This is a genomic window from Acidithrix ferrooxidans (genome assembly GCF_000949295.1).
Classification (GTDB): domain Bacteria; phylum Actinomycetota; class Acidimicrobiia; order Acidimicrobiales; family Acidimicrobiaceae; genus Acidithrix; species Acidithrix ferrooxidans.
Window position 1 is genome coordinate 1 of sequence record NZ_JXYS01000033.1, and the last position, 17,865, is coordinate 17,865.

General features: G+C 48.2%; 15 protein-coding genes. 6 read left to right on the forward strand and 9 right to left on the reverse strand.

The features are described 5' to 3' along the window. Positions 1 to 421, reverse strand: a 421-nt coding sequence (locus AXFE_RS07150) for an IS66 family transposase (RefSeq protein ID WP_455423331.1), incomplete at its 3' end; no start/stop codon positions are given. Between the two features lie 236 nt (positions 422 to 657). Between AXFE_RS07150 and AXFE_RS07155 the strand changes: the two genes are divergently transcribed. The 6 genes from AXFE_RS07155 to AXFE_RS07180 all read left to right on the forward strand — a co-directional run bounded on the left by AXFE_RS07155 (position 658) and on the right by AXFE_RS07180 (position 6,175). After that, on the forward strand, positions 658 to 1,284 hold the full coding sequence (locus tag AXFE_RS07155) for a tyrosine-type recombinase/integrase (RefSeq protein WP_200891212.1): 627 nt from the start codon (positions 658 to 660) through the stop codon (positions 1,282 to 1,284). Beyond that, positions 1,271 to 2,320 (forward strand): tyrosine-type recombinase/integrase, encoded by a 1,050-nt coding sequence (locus AXFE_RS07160; protein WP_052605213.1) that lies wholly within the window; start codon positions 1,271 to 1,273, stop codon positions 2,318 to 2,320. Before AXFE_RS07155 ends, AXFE_RS07160 begins: the two co-directional genes overlap by 14 nt. Before the next feature lie 160 nt (positions 2,321 to 2,480). Further along, positions 2,481 to 2,810: a hypothetical protein gene (locus AXFE_RS07165; protein WP_235347698.1), complete on the forward strand. Its 330-nt coding sequence runs from the start codon at positions 2,481 to 2,483 to the stop codon at positions 2,808 to 2,810. A 367-nt stretch (positions 2,811 to 3,177) separates the two neighbouring features. Next, positions 3,178 to 3,852 carry a hypothetical protein gene (locus tag AXFE_RS07170; RefSeq protein ID WP_152625920.1) on the forward strand — a complete coding sequence of 225 codons (675 nt, stop codon included), beginning with the start codon at positions 3,178 to 3,180 and terminating at the stop codon, positions 3,850 to 3,852. A 149-nt stretch (positions 3,853 to 4,001) separates the two neighbouring features. Then, a complete protein-coding gene (locus AXFE_RS07175) occupies positions 4,002 to 5,441 on the forward strand; it encodes a HAMP domain-containing sensor histidine kinase (protein ID WP_152625921.1) in 1,440 nt (479 codons plus the stop codon). Between the two features lie 41 nt (positions 5,442 to 5,482). Then, the gene (locus tag AXFE_RS07180) at positions 5,483 to 6,175 is read left to right on the forward strand and encodes a response regulator transcription factor (RefSeq protein ID WP_052605217.1); all 693 of its coding nucleotides are present in this window, start codon (positions 5,483 to 5,485) and stop codon (positions 6,173 to 6,175) included. A gap of 258 nt (positions 6,176 to 6,433) precedes the next feature. Here AXFE_RS07180 and AXFE_RS07185 read toward each other — a convergent pair whose 3' ends face one another. The 8 genes from AXFE_RS07185 to AXFE_RS07225 all read right to left on the reverse strand — a co-directional run bounded on the left by AXFE_RS07185 (position 6,434) and on the right by AXFE_RS07225 (position 17,205). Next, a complete protein-coding gene (locus AXFE_RS07185; RefSeq protein WP_052605218.1) occupies positions 6,434 to 7,519 on the reverse strand; it encodes a ferritin-like domain-containing protein in 1,086 nt (361 codons plus the stop codon). 96 nt (positions 7,520 to 7,615) lie between these two features. Further along, the gene (locus AXFE_RS07190) at positions 7,616 to 8,239 is read right to left on the reverse strand and encodes a hypothetical protein (RefSeq protein ID WP_052605219.1); all 624 of its coding nucleotides are present in this window, start codon (positions 8,237 to 8,239) and stop codon (positions 7,616 to 7,618) included. A 20-nt stretch (positions 8,240 to 8,259) separates the two neighbouring features. Beyond that, positions 8,260 to 9,351: an LOG family protein gene (locus AXFE_RS07195; RefSeq protein ID WP_152625922.1), complete on the reverse strand. Its 1,092-nt coding sequence runs from the start codon at positions 9,349 to 9,351 to the stop codon at positions 8,260 to 8,262. Positions 9,352 to 9,407: 56 nt separating this feature from the next. Continuing rightward, positions 9,408 to 11,705 (reverse strand): 5-amino-6-(D-ribitylamino)uracil--L-tyrosine 4-hydroxyphenyl transferase CofH, encoded by a 2,298-nt coding sequence (gene cofH, locus AXFE_RS07200; protein ID WP_052605221.1) that lies wholly within the window; start codon positions 11,703 to 11,705, stop codon positions 9,408 to 9,410. Positions 11,706 to 12,212: 507 nt separating this feature from the next. Beyond that, positions 12,213 to 12,992, reverse strand: coding sequence for a 6-phosphogluconolactonase (locus AXFE_RS07210; protein ID WP_052605223.1), 780 nt, complete (start codon positions 12,990 to 12,992; stop codon positions 12,213 to 12,215). A gap of 208 nt (positions 12,993 to 13,200) precedes the next feature. Next, positions 13,201 to 14,550, reverse strand: a complete 1,350-nt coding sequence (locus AXFE_RS07215) for a hypothetical protein (protein ID WP_152625923.1) — start codon at positions 14,548 to 14,550, stop codon at positions 13,201 to 13,203. 288 nt (positions 14,551 to 14,838) lie between these two features. Further along, positions 14,839 to 16,134, reverse strand: coding sequence for a methyl-accepting chemotaxis protein (locus tag AXFE_RS19125; protein ID WP_052605225.1), 1,296 nt, complete (start codon positions 16,132 to 16,134; stop codon positions 14,839 to 14,841). Between the two features lie 687 nt (positions 16,135 to 16,821). Next, on the reverse strand, positions 16,822 to 17,205 hold the full coding sequence (locus tag AXFE_RS07225) for a hypothetical protein (RefSeq protein WP_052605226.1): 384 nt from the start codon (positions 17,203 to 17,205) through the stop codon (positions 16,822 to 16,824). Positions 17,206 to 17,865 lie beyond the last annotated feature (660 nt).

Sequence of the window (17,865 nt, forward strand, 5' to 3'; positions counted from 1 at the left end):
CCTCGACGTCGATCTCCTCACAGCGTTCCTCTCCGAAAGGCGCATAAGGCGCACCACAGCTCCCACAGACCAACAGCTTGGAATCGGGCTCATGGATCTGTTGTACGCGTGGTAGGTGGTCATAGCTGCGTCGACCATGGCCGCGGTGCCCGAGTTGTTGACCTCTCTTGCGCCTTGGCACCTCATCAGGCTCAGGGTCGCTACTTTCTTCCAAGGCGCCTATTGGTTCTGCGTTCACATCCTGAGCCATCTTCGCCCGTTCGGAGCGACGCCCGAAAGCCTGTTTGGTTAGCTCGACGATCTTGGCTGTGAGTGCATCCACTTTGGCAGACAACTCGTCACGCTCGGACCTAAGGACGACGTTCTCGGCCTCCAGCGAAGCGATCCGCTCGTTGTCGTATTGGCGCACTGTTTTTGCCACGTAACTATAACTATCACAATTAAAGCGCCGTGTCCAGCCACCCTAGGCCACAGAGGATAGGCCAGCTACCCCAACCTTACGCCATCATCGAGTGTCTACAGCACCGCTTGTTTGACGGGATCACCGAATGTGTACGTTTCATCAGATACTGCCGGGCACGTGGCATAACCGAAGTGATACCGCCAGTTATGCCCAGGAAAGAGCCCCGTACATATATTCCCCATGCCTTCACGGAAGTGGAACTAACGAATTTTTTCCGAGCCTGTGACAACCTGCCTTCGGGTTCAAGCACGCCCGACCAACGGTTGCGTAAGATCACCATTCCGGTCTTCTTCCGGCTTCTCTATAGCAGCGGACTGCGTACGAATGAGGCTCGCCTGTTGCGGGTAGAAGATGTGGACTGGCAGCATGGCATTTTGAATATTCGCTATTCCAAAGGGCGTGCCCAGCATCACGTCGTGCTGGCCGACTCCATGTTTGATCTGTTGACCCGGTATGATGCGGCTATTTCCCGTTGGTATCCGAATCGTACCTATCTATTTCCGGCTCGCGGTGACTCATGTCACACTCGGCAATGGGTGCAAACGAACTTCCGAGTGCTCTGGGATCAATGTCACTCGTCGCATGCGACGGCATATGCCCTTCGGCACCATTATGCCATCACCAACGTCAATCGCTGGATCGATGTTGGTTTTGGATTCGATGCCAAGCTCCTCTATCTCTCCAAGAGCATGGGCCATTGCACGGTGGAAAGCACCAAGAATTACTATTGCCTAGTACCGGGACTGGCACAGATCCTTGAAGAAAAAACCAGCGCCGATTTCGATCAGATTGTTCCGGAGGTGGCTAATGAAAAAAGCTAACAATGAATCAATTCTCATTGCCCGTCACATCAACACATTTTTGAATACGTATGTTCTGTCCCAACAGACCTACAGTCAACATACTGCGAAATCATATAGAGATGCCATCGTCTTATATCTCGGCTTTTTGGAAAAGGAAAAAGGGATTCGTACCGAAACGCTAGGGGCCCCGTGTTTCAGCCGCGCCATGATCGAAGAATGGATGCAATGGCTCTTGACCGAGCGTGGCTGTAGCCCTGCCACCTGTAACAATCGCCTGGCCTCCATGAGGGCATTTCTCAAATACATAGGAAGACAAGACATCGCACTACTGTACTTGTTTGAAGATGCCACCCTCATCCCAAGAATGAAGGACATGCATAACCCCGTCCATGGAATGAGTAAATCAGCCATGCAGGCCTTGTTGGCCGTGCCAGATGGATCCACCAAGTCGGGACGGCGCGACCTAGCTCTCATGGTTACGCTATATGGCACTGCTATGCGCTTAGATGAGATCCTCTCTTTGACAATGGAACACCTGCATTTAGATGCCGCCAAACCGCACGTCACGATCGTCGGCAAAGGGCGCAAAATCCGCACTCTCTATCTGCTTCCGAGGGCTGTAGCCCATTTGAAGCAATACCTCAAAGAATTCCATGGGGATATGCCCCACCCCACTGCGTATGTTTTTTATTCCCGCAACATTGGGCCCCAGGGAAAAATGAGTCAGACAGCGGTCAACAAGCAACTAAAGAAACATGCCGGCATCGCCCACACACGGTGTCCTGAGGTCCCCCTGGATTTGCATGCCCATCAACTGCGGCATGCAAAGGCCTCCCATTGGCTAGAGGACGGAATGAATATTGTGCAGATTTCCTTTCTACTAGGCCATGAACAACTGCAGACGACGATGGTCTATCTAGACATTACTCTCGAACAAGAATTGCAAGCCCTGGCAACTATAGAAGACGAGAAAGACCGAACCGTCTCAAAGAAATGGAAAACGGGGAGTGGCGGCCTCGCTGCATTCTGCGGCGTAGCATCTCTGGAAAAGTGAAGAAAAAATCCCAACCTTTTCTCTCAAAGCTGGCAGGTGTCAGATCGTTTTGGGGGCCAAGGTTGGGATTTTATTAAGGTTGGGATAACGAAAGAAATCCAAACGTTTGGATTTCTTTCGCCACTCGTGCGCGTCACTCATGTTCTCGATGGACGTGCCCTTGGAAGCGGTCGCGGACCAACTCGGCCACGCCTCGATCGGGGTCACTAAGGGCGTCTACGTGCACCTGCTGCCAGGATCGAGAGCCAAGGCGGCCAAGGCGATGGAGGAACTTCTGTACAAGGATTTTGTGCCCGTCACGTCACCGCGTCCACGGCCCGTGGCTAGACAAATGGCTAGACATCGTCGAGCCACTGATAATAAGGAGCCCGTGATCAGGACTTCAGTGGGCCGCCCGGGTCTCGATCCCGGCACCTTAAAAAGTGTTTTATGTTTTGCCACCAGATGCGAGATCGCTTATACGAATGAACTCAGGGCCCTTTGTGGATGAATTGGGTTGTTAATCTCTCCTTGGCGATGCGCAAGGTCCAGCGCATCGATATGAAAGCGGACCGATTGCCGCTGTCTTTGCTCTTACTCTTTGAGCTCCTTGGGCTAAGATTGTCCAGGAAAGCCGTAGTGCACTATAGTCATGTTCATGCTGATCCAAAAGTCGTGTGAGTCTCGATCGCTTTAGGTGGCGGGTAGTTGATTAGAGAATTTTCATGAGCTATTAATCTTTTGCCGGGGATAGTCCCACCATAATTGTTATGAGGTTAGTGCTTTTTAATATTCACAGATCCCGTCTTGGCTGTGGTTGGCTAAGGCGCGTGGATTTTGTACCTTTGAGATATTTGTAGAATTGAGAAATGATCTAAATGGTCAGCGATGATAGGCCAGACTTTAGTCACAATAGGCCACAAAAGGGTAATTCATGGCCAGTGGGGTTTCGAGCCTCGAAGTCACTTCGAATTGCCGGGTTTGTCGCGCCTATGATATTGGGTGCCAGTATCATAGCGGCCTATATGCACTTTGGAATCTTGGGTAGCGGACCTGGAGCGCTGCCGAGTGCGGTTTTGATAGCTCCAAGCACAATGACAATAACAACCACCTCTTCAACATCGCTAGTTACTACCTCGCCCTCGGTTACCTCGGGCACCGTTTTGGTTGGATCGTCTTCAACGACAACTCCATCAACGACTACATCGTTGATGGCTAACTCCCAGAACCTAGAGGTTGTCACCCCCACTGTCAAGGTTTACTCCTATGATTCGGCTGATTCGAAGCCATCATCGGTGGAGGATTCAAAGCCTGTCGCCCCTGTTGTCTCCACGCCGGCACCTCAGGCTACACTGGCAACAGCCACTGCGCCTTCGACATCGATCGCAACCATCACAACTCAAGCATCGAGTGACTCAGCTGATTCTAATAAATCGACAACGACTACCTCTGCTACAGGGGATTCCAAGAGTTCGTCGGGTGGTGATTTGAGCTCGTCTTCGAGTTCGATATCGTCATCGCCTTCCACCTCAACGAAGAAGTCTGACTCTTGATAGCCAGAGTCTCTTACCTTTTTATTAGATGATTGAAGCCTGGTATGTCATGCGAGTAAATATGATTCACTTCCACCTGTGCCATCCTCTAAAGAATACTGGCGCTGTTGAATCCTCAAATCAATGCATTGAGTCTTTGTGGTTGTGCAATGGAAAATAGTTCACCTAAGGCACGGCGTATAAAGAGAAGAATCGGCACGGTCCCACGTCTTGTTCTTGCCCTATTTATCGTGACTTCTGGTGTCTTAGGTCTGGTAGTGCTTCAGGTCTCTCAGACTTTTGGACAGCGTTCGGTCGCCCTTGTTCGACAAAACTTGGTTGACGAAGTCGCTGAATATGAAAGGGCGATTGGTACTTCAACGTCAAGCAATGTCTTTATCTACTCTAAAACATACCTGATTGAGCATCAGCTCAATAGTCAAAAAAGTATAGTTATAGCAATTGTTGGTCACCCTATTTTGGGTTCTACGGGATCTCAAGGAGTCCTTCCCGACGGCCCTATAAAGAATCTCGTCTATCATTTCCCTACGACTACCAAGGTGTTGACGTTCAGCGCGCTTGGCGTACCATATTTGGTTGTGGCCACTCCGATATTGATTAGCGGACGACCTTTTGGGGTTTTCATTGCAACTGCGGACCTATCTCAAGAGATAACTCAGATGCATCAGATGTTGGTTTTGGTGCTCTTCGAGGCGGCGATAGCACTTTTGTTCACTATGGGCAGTGGATACCTTCTTTTGCGACGTGTGATGAAGACCGTGGGCGGAATCACAAATGCAGCAATCGGAATCGCAGATGGAGACTTAAGCCGGCGAATCGATTACAGCGGGGCAACGGACGAAGTTGGTACTTTGGCCAAGACGTTTGATGAGATGCTGAATCGACTGGATGAGATGATGGAGGGACAGAAGAGACTTCTCTCGGATGTCTCACATCAACTCAAGACCCCGCTTACCATAATCAACGGGAACTTGGAGCTCATAGCGCGCTCTGGTCAAGTTTTATCGCAGGACAATATTGAGAGCTTTGAGGCGGCTAAGGAAGAGATAACCTTTATGAGCCATCTAATTGATCAGCTTCTGCTTTTGGGACGCACTATGGAGCGAGATTTTATTCTTCGAGGGCCAGTTGACTTTAGATCATTTATGGCGGATCTTTACTCATCGTCGGTTGTGATTGCTGACCGTAATTGGCAATATCAAGAGCCTCCTGATCTGGTTGTAGAGTTTGATGCTGCAAAAGTTCGTGGCGCTCTGTTGAATTTGGTTGAAAATGCAGTCAAAGTGACCCAAATGAATGATGTAATAGAAATTAGTGCAACCACTCGGGGTTCGGTTTTGGAGATATCAGTTTCTGATAGCGGACCAGGGGTTCCAACTGGAATGGAAGATGCGATCTTTGCTCGCTTTGCTCGAGGTTCTCAACCCTATGAAAAGGGAGCAGGATTAGGGCTGTCAATTGTCGATGCGGTTGCGAAGGCACATAAGGGGTGTGTGGTCCTTGAGGTCTCCCCCTATGGCGGAGCGCGTTTTTCCATGCTCCTTCCGTTGGTAATGGCTGAAATACCAGATGGCGACTATGAGCTATAGGCGGTTTTAATGAGCGAATTTCGAGAGGTGAGGATGCAAGCGTGAATATTGTCATTGTAGAAGATGATCCAAAGATTGCGAGTTTTATCTCCAGAGGGCTTCGTGCTGAAGGTTACGCAACGACATTGATTCAAGATGGTGATTCGGCGATGTCTGTGGTTCCACTGATGCGCGACGACATCGATCTGGTACTGCTCGATCTTGGTTTGCCGGGCAAGGATGGCAAGGCTGTATTGGCGCATTGGCGGTCGGAGAAGTTTTCAAAGCCAGTAATTATTCTTACCGCTCGAGATGAGATTTCCGAGAAGGTGAAGGGTCTAAATGCTGGCGCGACTGATTACGTGACTAAACCATTCTCCTTCGATGAACTTTTGGCTAGAATTCGCGCAGCTCTAAGAAACTTTGAGACGACTTCTCTTACAACTCTGGAGGTGGCCGATGTCAGCTTTGACCTAGTCTCCAAAGTTGCATTTAGAGGCGGACGTCGCATTGAATTGGCTCAGCGCGAATGGGCGTTACTTGAGCTATTCATGCGAAATCCCAGTCAAGTGCTCTCTCGAATTCAGATTCTCAATCATGTTTGGGACTATTCATTTGATCCTGGGTCAAATATAGTGGACGTCTATGTCGGGTATTTGCGCAAGAAGATCAATATACCTCACCATGATTCTTTGATTCAGACAGTGCGAGGTGCGGGATATAGGTTTCTGCCGCCGTCTTCGAGGTGGCAATGAATCTCGCATCTGGTAGATCTTTAGAGCTTTTGTTCCGGGAATAGACCGTGCAAGAGTTTATCGGGACTCCAAAGATTATTCATAGCTGACAGCGGCGCTAGAACTAAAAGGCTAACTCGTTCTCTTTGTGACCCTAAGTTCGTTGACAGTTCGTCGACTTTATGGCGCTAATGTAGGCCGTATCGGTGGTTTCTCATCTAGACCATGAGCCTTATGGAAGCCATAAGGCTCATGGTTACAATTGGTTATTGCCTTGAATTATAGGTCTTCCAGTGCGCCAAGGGCAACGGTCTTGTCGACGTCGGCGACCCTTGCCTTATCGATTTCGCTAGCTAGTTGATCGTCTTCGTCCATAATTTGGTCGATGTCAACTTCGGCGAAGCCTAGAACCCCCATCTTTTCAAAGGTGTCGCGCATCGTTTTACCGAAGAGTCCAATATCTTTTAGGATGGGTACGATTCTTGTAAAGAGCAAACTTCTAAATGCAATTTGCGACTCGGACTCATTTACCCATTGGACACATTCTTTGGTATCCAGACCTAGGTTTGACCAGACCTCATTGGCTAGGAATCGGTCGCGCATGGCTATACATGCCTCGGCGCAAAATTCTTCGCGCTCTTGACGTTCGGCCTCTGTTAGGTTTGGGTAGTAGTCGCGGAGTGCATTCCTCCCAAAGGCTACGTGGCGTGCCTCATCTTGCATAACATAGGCAGTCAGGTCTCGAGCAAGTTTATTACCTGTCATATTACGTATCATGCCAAAAGCTGCAAGGGCAAGGCCCTCGATTAGAACCTGCATGCCTAGGTAGGTCATATCCCAGCGAGAGTCGTTTAAGACATCATCTAGGATGGAGCGAAGGTTAGGGTTGATTGGATAGGCAATTCCTAATTTATTTAGGTAGGTTGAATAGACCTCAACGTGGCGTGCCTCATCCATCACCTGGGTAGCTGCGTAGTATTTCGAATCCATGTCCGGCACATTTTGAACGATCTTAGAAGCGCATATGAGAGCCCCTTGTTCGCCGTGGAGAAATTGTGAGAATTGCCATGATGCCAGGTGTAACTTCAGCTCGCCTAGACCTTTTGCATCTAGTTTGTCAAACATTGGCGAACCCCAAATGGGTACGAAGTGGTCCTCTGTGCCCAAGGGATTGTCTATGTCGATCGTCTCTGACCAGTCAATTCTAATTTGGGCGTCCCACTGGCGTCGCTTACCCTTGTCGTATAAGTTGAGCATCTTTTCGCGCCCGCTGTCATAGTCCCAACTGAAATGAACTTCTCCGGTGTCGTCTTTGGTCTTCCAGCCTGTCAATTCGACTGGAAGGACATAGCGTTTAGTAGTCATTTTTGCTCCCCCTGATGCCTAATAATTAAGATATCACAGGGAATCGTTAGGCACGAAACATTTTGTCGGAGATATGAAAAGGTTTCAAGTTCATTGCTAGTTGTCGTCGGAGGCTGATCCCTCAAGGTTCTCATCTGAGTCAAGGCAAAGGTGATCTATATCCGTCAAGTCACACTCTTTGGCTGAGATCTTGGCGAGCATCAGACTAAAGACGATGGCGAAGAATTCAAGGGGCTTCCAGTCGTGATGGGTTCCAGTTAGGAGTGCATCCATTCCCGAAAGAGGAAATCCCGGGCGAGGAGATGCGAGCCCTACAACGTCACCTTGGCGATTTACTATATGGAATCCGGTAGGACCATCGCCATGAATTACCAGGCAGGTCTTTACATCGTCGTTTACAACCGCTAGGAATCGAGACGATTCGCCTGTCGATGGATCGGGTATTCTAACAATCACGGTTGAGACCCGCTGTAGATCCTTATCTAGAAGTGCTACTGTATATTTGCTATCACGTCTAATGGCCAGCATCGAGATCTGAGGTTTCGCACCAGATCCAGCCGATATCCTCCATATGCCATCTTCTATCCTTGCCTCTGCGAGGGTTGTGGTCGCTGTTCTCCAAAGGAAGGTCGTAGGTGATGGCGAAAGTTCGTAGGCGCTCGGTGAGTCATAGAACTGCCCACAGTATGCACAGCTAGATGATCCGTCGGGAGCTGGCATCCCACAAGCAACACAAGATTTCACCTAGTCTGTATCGGAAGATTTATCTCTAGGCTTGACAGACCGTTGAGAGCGTTGACTAATTTTCGCAACTCACCATGGGAGCTTTTGTCAAAACGAAGTGCCACTCTTGCCAGATCAAGGCCGTCTTTTTCGCCTTTTTCCGTTCCAGTGATTGGTATGGATTCTATGGTCCCAGACTGGCAGATGTGCCCAAAGTCACGATTAATGGCCTTCATTTCACTCTTGGATGGGGCAGACCTCATCCGTAAAATAAGCAAGTTTCCCACCCAGCGCATCGAATGATAGTTGCGATAAAAGCTGACTATCTCATCAACGGCCTTTTCGTGTGAGTCGGTGATGAGATAGAGGGCTGAATCTTGGGGCGAGACCATTCCTCGCTCAAAGAGCTGCTTATTTACGTAGTCGAGCCAATGGTTCCAGTAGTTTCCGCCTTTGGCTTCATAAAAGACAATCGGTGCCAGAGGCGACTTGCCCGTTTGAACGAGAGTGAGAAGCTCGAATGCTTCGTCTAGAGTCCCAAATCCTCCTGGAAGGATTAGAAAGGCATGCGACTCTTTCATGAAGATAAGCTTTCGGGTGAAGAAGTACTTCATCTCTACGAGTTTTGGGTCTTGAGCGATAAATAGGTTCGCCCCGCCCTCAAAGGGCAGCTTGATATTTACTCCAAAGGAGTTTTCACGTCCTGCTCCTTCGATTCCAGCTTCCATGATACCGGGGCCAGCACCGGTAATTATCATCCAACCATTTTCGACCATTGCTTGAGCTAGATCATGCGCCGCGCGATAATCGGCGTCGTCCTTTGTGGTTCGAGCCGAACCGAAGATCGTCAATTTGTGCTGATTGCGATAGGCCCTAAAGGTTGAAAATGCATTACTCAATTCTGCAAGAGCACTTGAGGCAATCTTAATATCCAGACGATCAGTCTCTTCGTCAGCGAAGTTAACACAGACGCTGAGAAGCTGAAAGATAAGATCGCGATTTTTTTTGGGTCCTAACTTATCAATAAGGGCCACGATTTCATCGTGGAGCAGTGTCGATTGGTGCATGGAGTTTTTAAATCGCGAATCTTGCGTCAATGTCGTATTCAATCGTCTCGTAAAAGTTTTTTGGAAGTTCTTAGCCAATAAGTCTATGCGAATCCAACCTAGCTAAATTGCGCTATTTCCTTATAGAGTGTGCTTCGCTGTGCTAATCTTCGCCCCAGTGGGTTGACGATCTCTTTGAAGCCTTCAAGGTCGAGGAGTTGTCCATGAGAAGCCCCGGCTGCTCTGGAGATGTTTTCTTCCATCAGAGTGCCGCCTAGGTCATTGGCTCCTGATCGAAGGAGTGTCCTTGCCCCTTCGATACCCATCTTTACCCATGATGCCTGAATGTTATCGATCCAGCCGTGATATGCCAATCGAGCAACACTATGCATTAACAGCGATTCCCTAAAAGTTGGGCCACGCCTCGCCTTTTGCTGAAGGTAGATTGGTGACGCCATATGGACGAATGGAAGAGGTACGAATTCGGTAAAGCCGCCTGTCTCTTTTTGAAGGTCACGTGTCAGTACAAAGTGTTTTGCCCATGACTTTGGTCTTTCGAAGGTTCCAAACATGATGGTTATATTCGAGCGCAGACCAACACCATGAGCTGCTCGATGCACGTCAAGCCACTGGCGGGTATTTATCTTGTCCGGGCATAACCTAGCTCTGATATCGTCGTCTAGGATCTCAGCAGCAGTTCCGGGTAGTGTCTTGAGTCCGGCATCTTTTAACATTTGAAGATATTCGCTGAGTTCGATCCCAAGGCGACGTGCACCTTCATGGACCTCTAAGGCGCTAAAACCGTGAATATGCATCTCCGGAACGGCACTTCGAACCGTTTTGGCTACCTCAATGTAATAGTTACCATCAAAAGAAGGGTGGATACCGCCTTGGAGACATACCTCGGTTGCTCCTAGCTCGCTTGCTTCTACTACCCTTTGGGCAAGTTGATCCATGTCCAACAGATATGGCGTTCCTCTGAGGTTTAATGAGAGAGGGCCCTTGGAAAAGGCGCAAAAGCGACATTTGAAGGTGCAGATGTTTGTGTAGTTTATGTTGCGATTTCTCACGAAGGTTACAGTGTCGCCAACGCTTTTAGCGCGAAGTTCGTCTGCGACTGCTGCGATTTTACGAACTTTTGAGCCTCTAGCTCCAAATAGAACCTCTATCTCATGTTCATTTATCTCATGGCCAATCAAGATACCATCAATTATCTCGTCGATCTCGTTTCGGTTTGAGTTATGTGGATCTGGCGAAAATAGGGCGAGTCCACTCTTTTTTAAGATGGGCTCCAAGATCTCTGGTGGGGGAGTATCACCGCCTGAGACCCAGTCGTCTTCTCGTCCATAACCAAGCGAGTCGCTGTGGTCCATTACATAAAAGCGCGACTCAGGCCGTAGCCACTTTTCTTCATCGCGGGCAAATTCAGGATATATTGGAAGGCGCGGAATTAGATCATAACCTTCGTTTCTGACCTCTTTGGCAAGCACTTCGAGGTGTGGCCAAGGACGTTCGGGATTCACATGGTCGATTGTGACTGGCGATATTCCACCAAAGTCGTCTATCCCAGCGCCAATGAGTGCTCTTATGTTATCGCTAAGATTGGGAGGTGCTTGGAGATGGATCGAGGTAGGAAGGATTATTCTTGCCAGCGCGATGCTGCGCAGAAAGGTTTCATCGTCGCATTTTTCCATAGCAAATAGGCGGGTCTGATCCTTGGGCAGAAAGTTTTGAATTATTACCTCTTGGATATGGCCGTATTCGTCGTTGAGCTTGGCGATTGCCTCTAGGGCTTCGATGCGATCGGATTCATCGTCGCCAATTCCAACTAGCAGTCCTGTTGTGAATGGAATCGCCAGTTCGCCTGCACTTTTTATGGTCTCTAATCGACGCTGTGGCGTCTTGTCAGGGGCGCCCTTGTGGCAATCTAAATCCCCTCGGATCGATTCGAGCATCATTCCAACTGATGCAGAATAGGGGGCCACCTCTTCTAGCTCTTTCTTGGAGAGTGCACCTGCGTTTACATGTGGAAGGAGGCCGAAGGTCGTCATTGTCTTTTTTGAGATATCCCGAATGTAATCAACGGTCGAGGAGTATCCATTGTCATTTAGCCATTGACGAGCTTGAATCCACCTATCTTCAGGTCGCTCTCCCAGGGTGAAAAGTGCTTCATGACAGTTTGCTTGTACGCCTTGGCGGACGATCTCTTCTACTTGAGCCGGTGATAAAAAAGGGCTTTCTAACTGAGACGGGCGTTTTACAAAGGTGCAGTATCCACAACTATCGTTGCAAAGTTGGGTTAGCGGAATGAAGACCTTTGGCGAGAATGTTATGCAATCACCAAAGGTTTCATCTCGTATCTTTTTTGCTCGCTCCAGCAGTTGGGTGGTGGATAAATTAGAAAGTTGTGATCCCATATTTCTAACAATAGGTCAAATTAATTGGTTCTGGGTCATTCTTGGGAGACTGCGCTACATTTGATATCTCCAAAGTTCATTTGCTTGACCCGAATACTACTGGGAGAGCCGAATCTTTGTTAGTTGCGACCTCGAAGGTTCACTCGACTTTTGCACCGCCAAGATGGGACTGGGAGATGGGACTGGGGTCGGACCTGTAATACTTGGTGTCTTGTTGTTCGTATTTCAGCAAAACTATGGCGGCGAGTGCGAGTTTTGTTTGGTTTTTGGCTTGGTGTTAGCGCCTCTTTTATTTTGCGACGTCGTATTTGGTCATCGAGTTTTGGTCCCCCATGCGCTTTGATGGCTGAGAGACCAAAACTCATTGATAGTTCGAGAGATGGAAGATTATTGGGATTGGGGGGGGACTACTACTTCGATTGATCTACTTCGATTGATCTCGAAGGTGATTGCTTTTACTCTTTGTGAGTGGGCATTGGCGATCAAAGGGAAAGATAAATTCGCCCTCTAGAGATCGAATTCGCTAGCTGCATCCTCGTCAACTAGGATTATCAGATCCAAAGCCCCAAGGCTCCCTGCGGGGTAGTCGCTTGGATTTTCAAGTACCTTACGTAGAACTTTAGCTTTTTCACGGCCAGTTACAGATAGCACAACAGTTTTTGAAGAGTTGATAAAGTCCATGGTTACGCTTAGACGTAGGTTTTTGTTGACTTGAGCTAAGTCATAACCGATCTCGCAGAACTTGCCTTTGATGTTGAAGTCAGTTCTATTTGGAAAAATCGAGGCTATGTGACCATCTGGCCCTAGACCAAGATGGAGGAATCGATTTGAAGCTGTTTTTTCCAGAAGCTCGTCATATCGATTTATTAGGGAAGCTAGAAACTTTCGGTATGGCTCGATCTCTTCATTTGCGAGCAGTGTTGACGACCCACAAAGTTGCTCGATCGCAATTAATGAAGCTGTGTCTTGGCCAAGGGTAGGTGTGAAATAGGTGATATCCGCGCCAGAAGCCTTTTCCATCAAGAGGTCATTGATGAGTCGAGTGTTTGAGTCTGGGCTTTCTAGGGGAACCAATCGTTCATCACCTAAGAAAAGATCAAGAGCGCCATTTTTCGAAATGATAGAATTCCACTTCGATGCTATCGTTGGGTACCACATTGTAGCCTGGGATCCACCTGTGGCAAAGAATGAGGTTCGATGGTCAGGTGAAGTTTCAATGTGTCGTGCTAGGAGATTGGAGAGCGAGGTCCCAACGTCTGGTGAGACCTCGAATCGGTAGTTATCCATTTTATTTTCGCCTTTGGGATCTTTATCTTGGTATTAGTTTTGTCATTAGCTTTTATAGGTGCAAATGATCAATTGAGACTTATTTTTGCGGCATTTGGTTCAGGCTGTTATGGCTTTCCGATCTTGTAAGTTATCAATTGGAAACCATAGATCGAACTGAAGCTCCAAGCTTCTACGAGAAGACTTGGAGCTTCAGTCGTTAAGTTCTTCAAAGATAGAGTCGCGATACCTTTTGACCGCGATTTTGACAAGCTATCGCATCGCCATCTGCCTGAGCTCTAATCAGAGTTCCAAAGTCGGTATCCATATCTGGGATTGTAACCTTAGGCCCATAGTCCTTTGAGACGACTTGGATCAGTTCAAGCGTCTTTGGCCCACCTTTGTGCAGTTGTCCAGTGGAGTGAAGATGTCGAGGTGCGAGTCCTGCTGTGATTGGTGAGGTAGCTATAGCTTTGGCTAGGTCATCTCGCCAGGCGTATAGTTCGTCCTCGAACCCAAGTGGTTGATAGGCTGATAGTGCGAAGTATTTACCCTCGTCACTACGGTCGGAGATATAGCTCTCCACCTGATCACGCTCGAGATCCTCTAGGGTCGGGTTGAACTTTTCGCCAGCCAAAACTCGGCGAGTTATCTCTTTTGATACGCCGACGTCTGGTTCGTTGAATGGATCGATACCTAGGCTGTATCCTGCTGCTGCGGTAGCGAGTTGCATTCCATATAGGTGTTGTCCCAACTCTTGTACGTTACTGCACTCCACTATCAAGTTAGAGGTTGGATAAGTTCCTTCTTTTGACCGGTGTGGTACAGGAACTAGCCCCTTATCCTCCTTGCCAGTGCTCTCGGCCAAGATCTGTTCGGTCCACATACCGATTGAGCGCTTGTTGTCGCTTTCATATTCGATAGAGACGAACGGTATTCCAGAATTAGCGTTGGCACCGAGAGTCTCTCCGAGTTCGACATATTTGCCACTGTCAGTCTTTTGGGCAGCGCTGAGGAGTTCAACTATATCGATGCCTGCCAATATGCCAGGCACGAGGCCGAATTCGCTGAAGACCGAGAATCGACCGCCAACGTTTTGTGGAGTTGAAAAGACTCTGCTAAAGCCTAGTTCGGTTGCCATTGCCTCTAGTGGTGACCCCGGATCGGTAATGGCGATAAATCTTTTTGGATTCGACTGGCGACCTCGAAAGAAACGAAATAGAGCCTCTGATTCAACTGTCGTTCCAGATTTAGATGAGACGATGAAGGCTGCGTCGGTAATGTCTAGGTCAGCAAAGCCACGTGGGTCTGTTGAATCAATTACCACTATCTCTCGGATCGCACTATTAGTCCGCTTTGTAAAGTCGTAGAAGACGCGCGGTCCAAGGCTAGACCCACCCATACCTAGTACTACAATTTTGGATTGATCGATACTTTCGCTCCATGAGCGTAAGTCGTCCAGGAACTCCTGTGTGCGTTCAATTAGATGTATCCAACCAAGGCGATTTGGGGCGACACTATTGGGTCCCCAAATAGTGTTGTCTCCTTCAAGGATACGAGTTGCGAGGTCGAATGCCATATTAATCTCTCGTTTCGTTGTTTGGGATGGGAGCAATGCCCCCAACGTTCAAGACTTTTTATACCCTAATGGCATTGGCGCAACATTCATGGATACCGATTTATCAAAGTCGTAACTATCCGTCGTTGATCTTTGCTTCAATGGCTAAGTTGCCTTTAAATAGATATAAACACGAAAAAAGACGGACCTTTTTTATCGATTAAATGGTCAATTTTTTAGCGTGACCAAAGGCTCTTCGAGCTCGAGCCGTCCAATTCTCGAGCTCGTTTTGTTTTCCGGGTGGTCTCGTTAGAATTCGAGTTTTAGGATTTCAAATCTCATGTCATCTAAACTTGAAAGTGTTATTGGCACGTGTGAGAGTAGTTCAACTGTGTATCTGGCCATTCGATCGCGATCGTTATCGACCGCGCTTGCCAAGAGCTTCTTGGCACTGTTGTGAATCTCTGGGTGTACTTGAAGCAATTGGGCAAATGCGACGCTGTCGAAGAACTCTTCGAAGCCGACATTATCGATCCATATACCTAAGCGGCAATGGTGTTCGTCTGCGAGTTTGAACTCCGAGCGCGTTCGAAGATCACTACTGTAGGCTGCCGAGATGACTGATTGTATTAGAAGTAGATGGTCAGCTTTGGTCGCTGAAATTAGCTGCGCGCTGTGGCCATTTGATGTAACGTCTGAAACCGCTTTATGGCCGGATTCAGTGAGCCTCATAACGCCATCGGTAATCGTAGAGAAGTTCGACTTTATATTTAGAAGTTCGCTATCGACATTTGATACGTTGTGTGCCATCTCTGAGGATGTTACGCTTTGTTCTTCAGCTCCAATGGCAATCTGCAAGATTCTCTCTTTGGCCTCGATTGAGGCATTTTCTGCCTCTGCGAGAACTCCAATGGCTTCATTGATGTAAGCGGAGCTCGTGCTTGCAAGTTCCTGTCCTTGTAAGGATAGACTTCGAACCGCCTCTGACTTCGAGTTTATAACTGTTGCGCTTGCGGCGATTTGACGAGCCATCTCTCGCGTGCGATCTGCGAGGGAGCGAACCTGTTCCGCCACTACAGCAAATCCTTTGCCATGCACCCCCGCTCGAGCAGATTCGATAGCCGCATTTAGGGCCAAGAGGTTGGTTTGGTCGGCAATATCGGTGACACTTTCGGTCAGCGTAGTAATTATTCTTGTCTCGGAAACGAACTCTTCGACCGAATGGGAGATTGCTGAGGCCGCGCTCTCCATATTTTGAAGCTGGCCAGAGAGGCGAGTTAGCGCTTGCGAGCCGTTTTCGGCGCGCTGTTTGGACGCTTCGGCTACATCTGATGCGATCTGAGCGTTCTGTGAGATCTCCCTGGCAGTGGCTGACATCTCCTCTATCGAGGCGGCTATAGTCGTGGTATCATGCGAGGTGACATCAAGGCGATCGGCGAAGTTGCGAGCTACAATCGCGATATGAGAAGATCCTTCAATAAGGTCAATTATGCGATCTGCAAGGTCGATTGAATCCATTAGTTCATATCGCGAAATCGAAGATTGATTTGCCACGGTTGGCTCAGTAGTATCGAAAGCTTGACCGTGATTTATGTCGATAGACATATTGTATGCCGACCTTTCAGCTGATTTTATTGTTGAGACTCAGAACAACTAGGACCACTTCATCCCTTTGGTTATCGGCCTTAAGATGACCTTATGTAAGTTTTATCCTGGAATTAAATGAAAGTTTGATGGCTGGAGACGTCGCGCTTGGATAGACCTGATATCCCTAGCTCTAGTTTCGGGCACCGCCCCATGAAAGCCCAGGTTATGACCATATTGGTGTCAAGATTTGGGCACTACAGTTGAGCAATCACCGTCTTGGTTCGACCTGAGGTGTCTACTATCCCAAGAATTGAGTAGATATCTTTTTGGGTAGCGGTGAGTGTCAGAATAGTTGGCACATTTGCTCAGTTCCAGATTAATGGTTTTCTGGCACCTTGGTGCCGCCAAAATTTAGTTAATTTAGGTTTCCCGTGGATCGACTTACCCGTGGTGGTCATTTGATTTAGTTGCCGACGATAAGTCGGCAACTAAATCAAATGACCACACTTAACTCTGCCAATTCAGACAACTAATTGACGATCTCTCGTTGCTTTTGGCTTAGGAGATCGAAGATGTATAACAGAATCGTCGCGCTATCGTCACGTAGCGGGCCAGTGGAGTTCGCAAATAGCTGCCTCCTGTTTGGTTGGATAGACTTCTAGCTCTTTAGCGCCGCCATTGGGGCTATTGAGTTGTGGAGCATTGCTAGTGGTGATGAGCAATGTTCCGTTCGTGCTGATTAGGTTTGTGGACGATCTTTATCTTCCCACACGAAACACACGTTGTAGCCAGCTGTCGACGCCGATAATTACCACACACCCCGCCTTCCTGCGACGAGGTCACCTTGTGTTTTGTTCGTCCACATCCTAAACATGCGGGTTCGCCAATTGCTATACCTGCCTCTCTCAAAGCCATAACCAGACGTCCCACCAATGGAGGCGCACCGATCGATACTGCGTCAGGATGGCCTAAGAACGCTCGGTAGAGTGAAGCGAACATGGTAGGTTTAGCAGTCGTCTGATTGAGTACCCGGGCAATTGCCAAACGATCGGCTTCACCAACTGTGGCCGCAATGCTCTCAAGTATCATTTCTACCAATTAAAGAGGAATAATAAAGAGATCTTTTTCCAATTCCCTCACATCGAAATGTCAACCCTAGCTAAAAATCAAACTGCCATCGACAACTTTCATCTGATCGACTCTACATAGCTCTCCGAGGCCTGTAAGGTGCGAATTCGGCTAGAGCGCCCAACGACTTGCATAGTTTCTCCTCTCCAAGAAATGCCCATTGCAGAACCGTATGAAATATCTACTCGTAATGGCCAAAAAGGAGGGCTTTAGCTTAACGCGAGCTGTGGTAAAACATTCAAAAGCGACGGCCCCCTGTATGCATTGTTCGCGGCAATTAACTTGCATTTCTCAGCGGCCATTGACACCGCAAGCGTCAAGGAAGTTAGCATCGCTTTGTACGGAATATCAACCCTGTAGAACGAAAACCTTGAACGGACGATGAGGGGCTTCATTCTAAAGATCAAGAAAAGGCTATTGGTGAAGGGCTCAGTAGCTGTCGTTGGAGCTAAGTGGGGTCTAGCGTTTCCAAGTTGCTGACTTGTGATCACCAACTAAAAGAAATTTTCAACCAGGTAAGTCGATCCACGAGAAATCGAAATTAATTAGATTTAGGCGACACTGGTGCTAGAAACCACCAATGGAAGAACAGAGCAACGATTTAGCCATTCTCACGCTTAC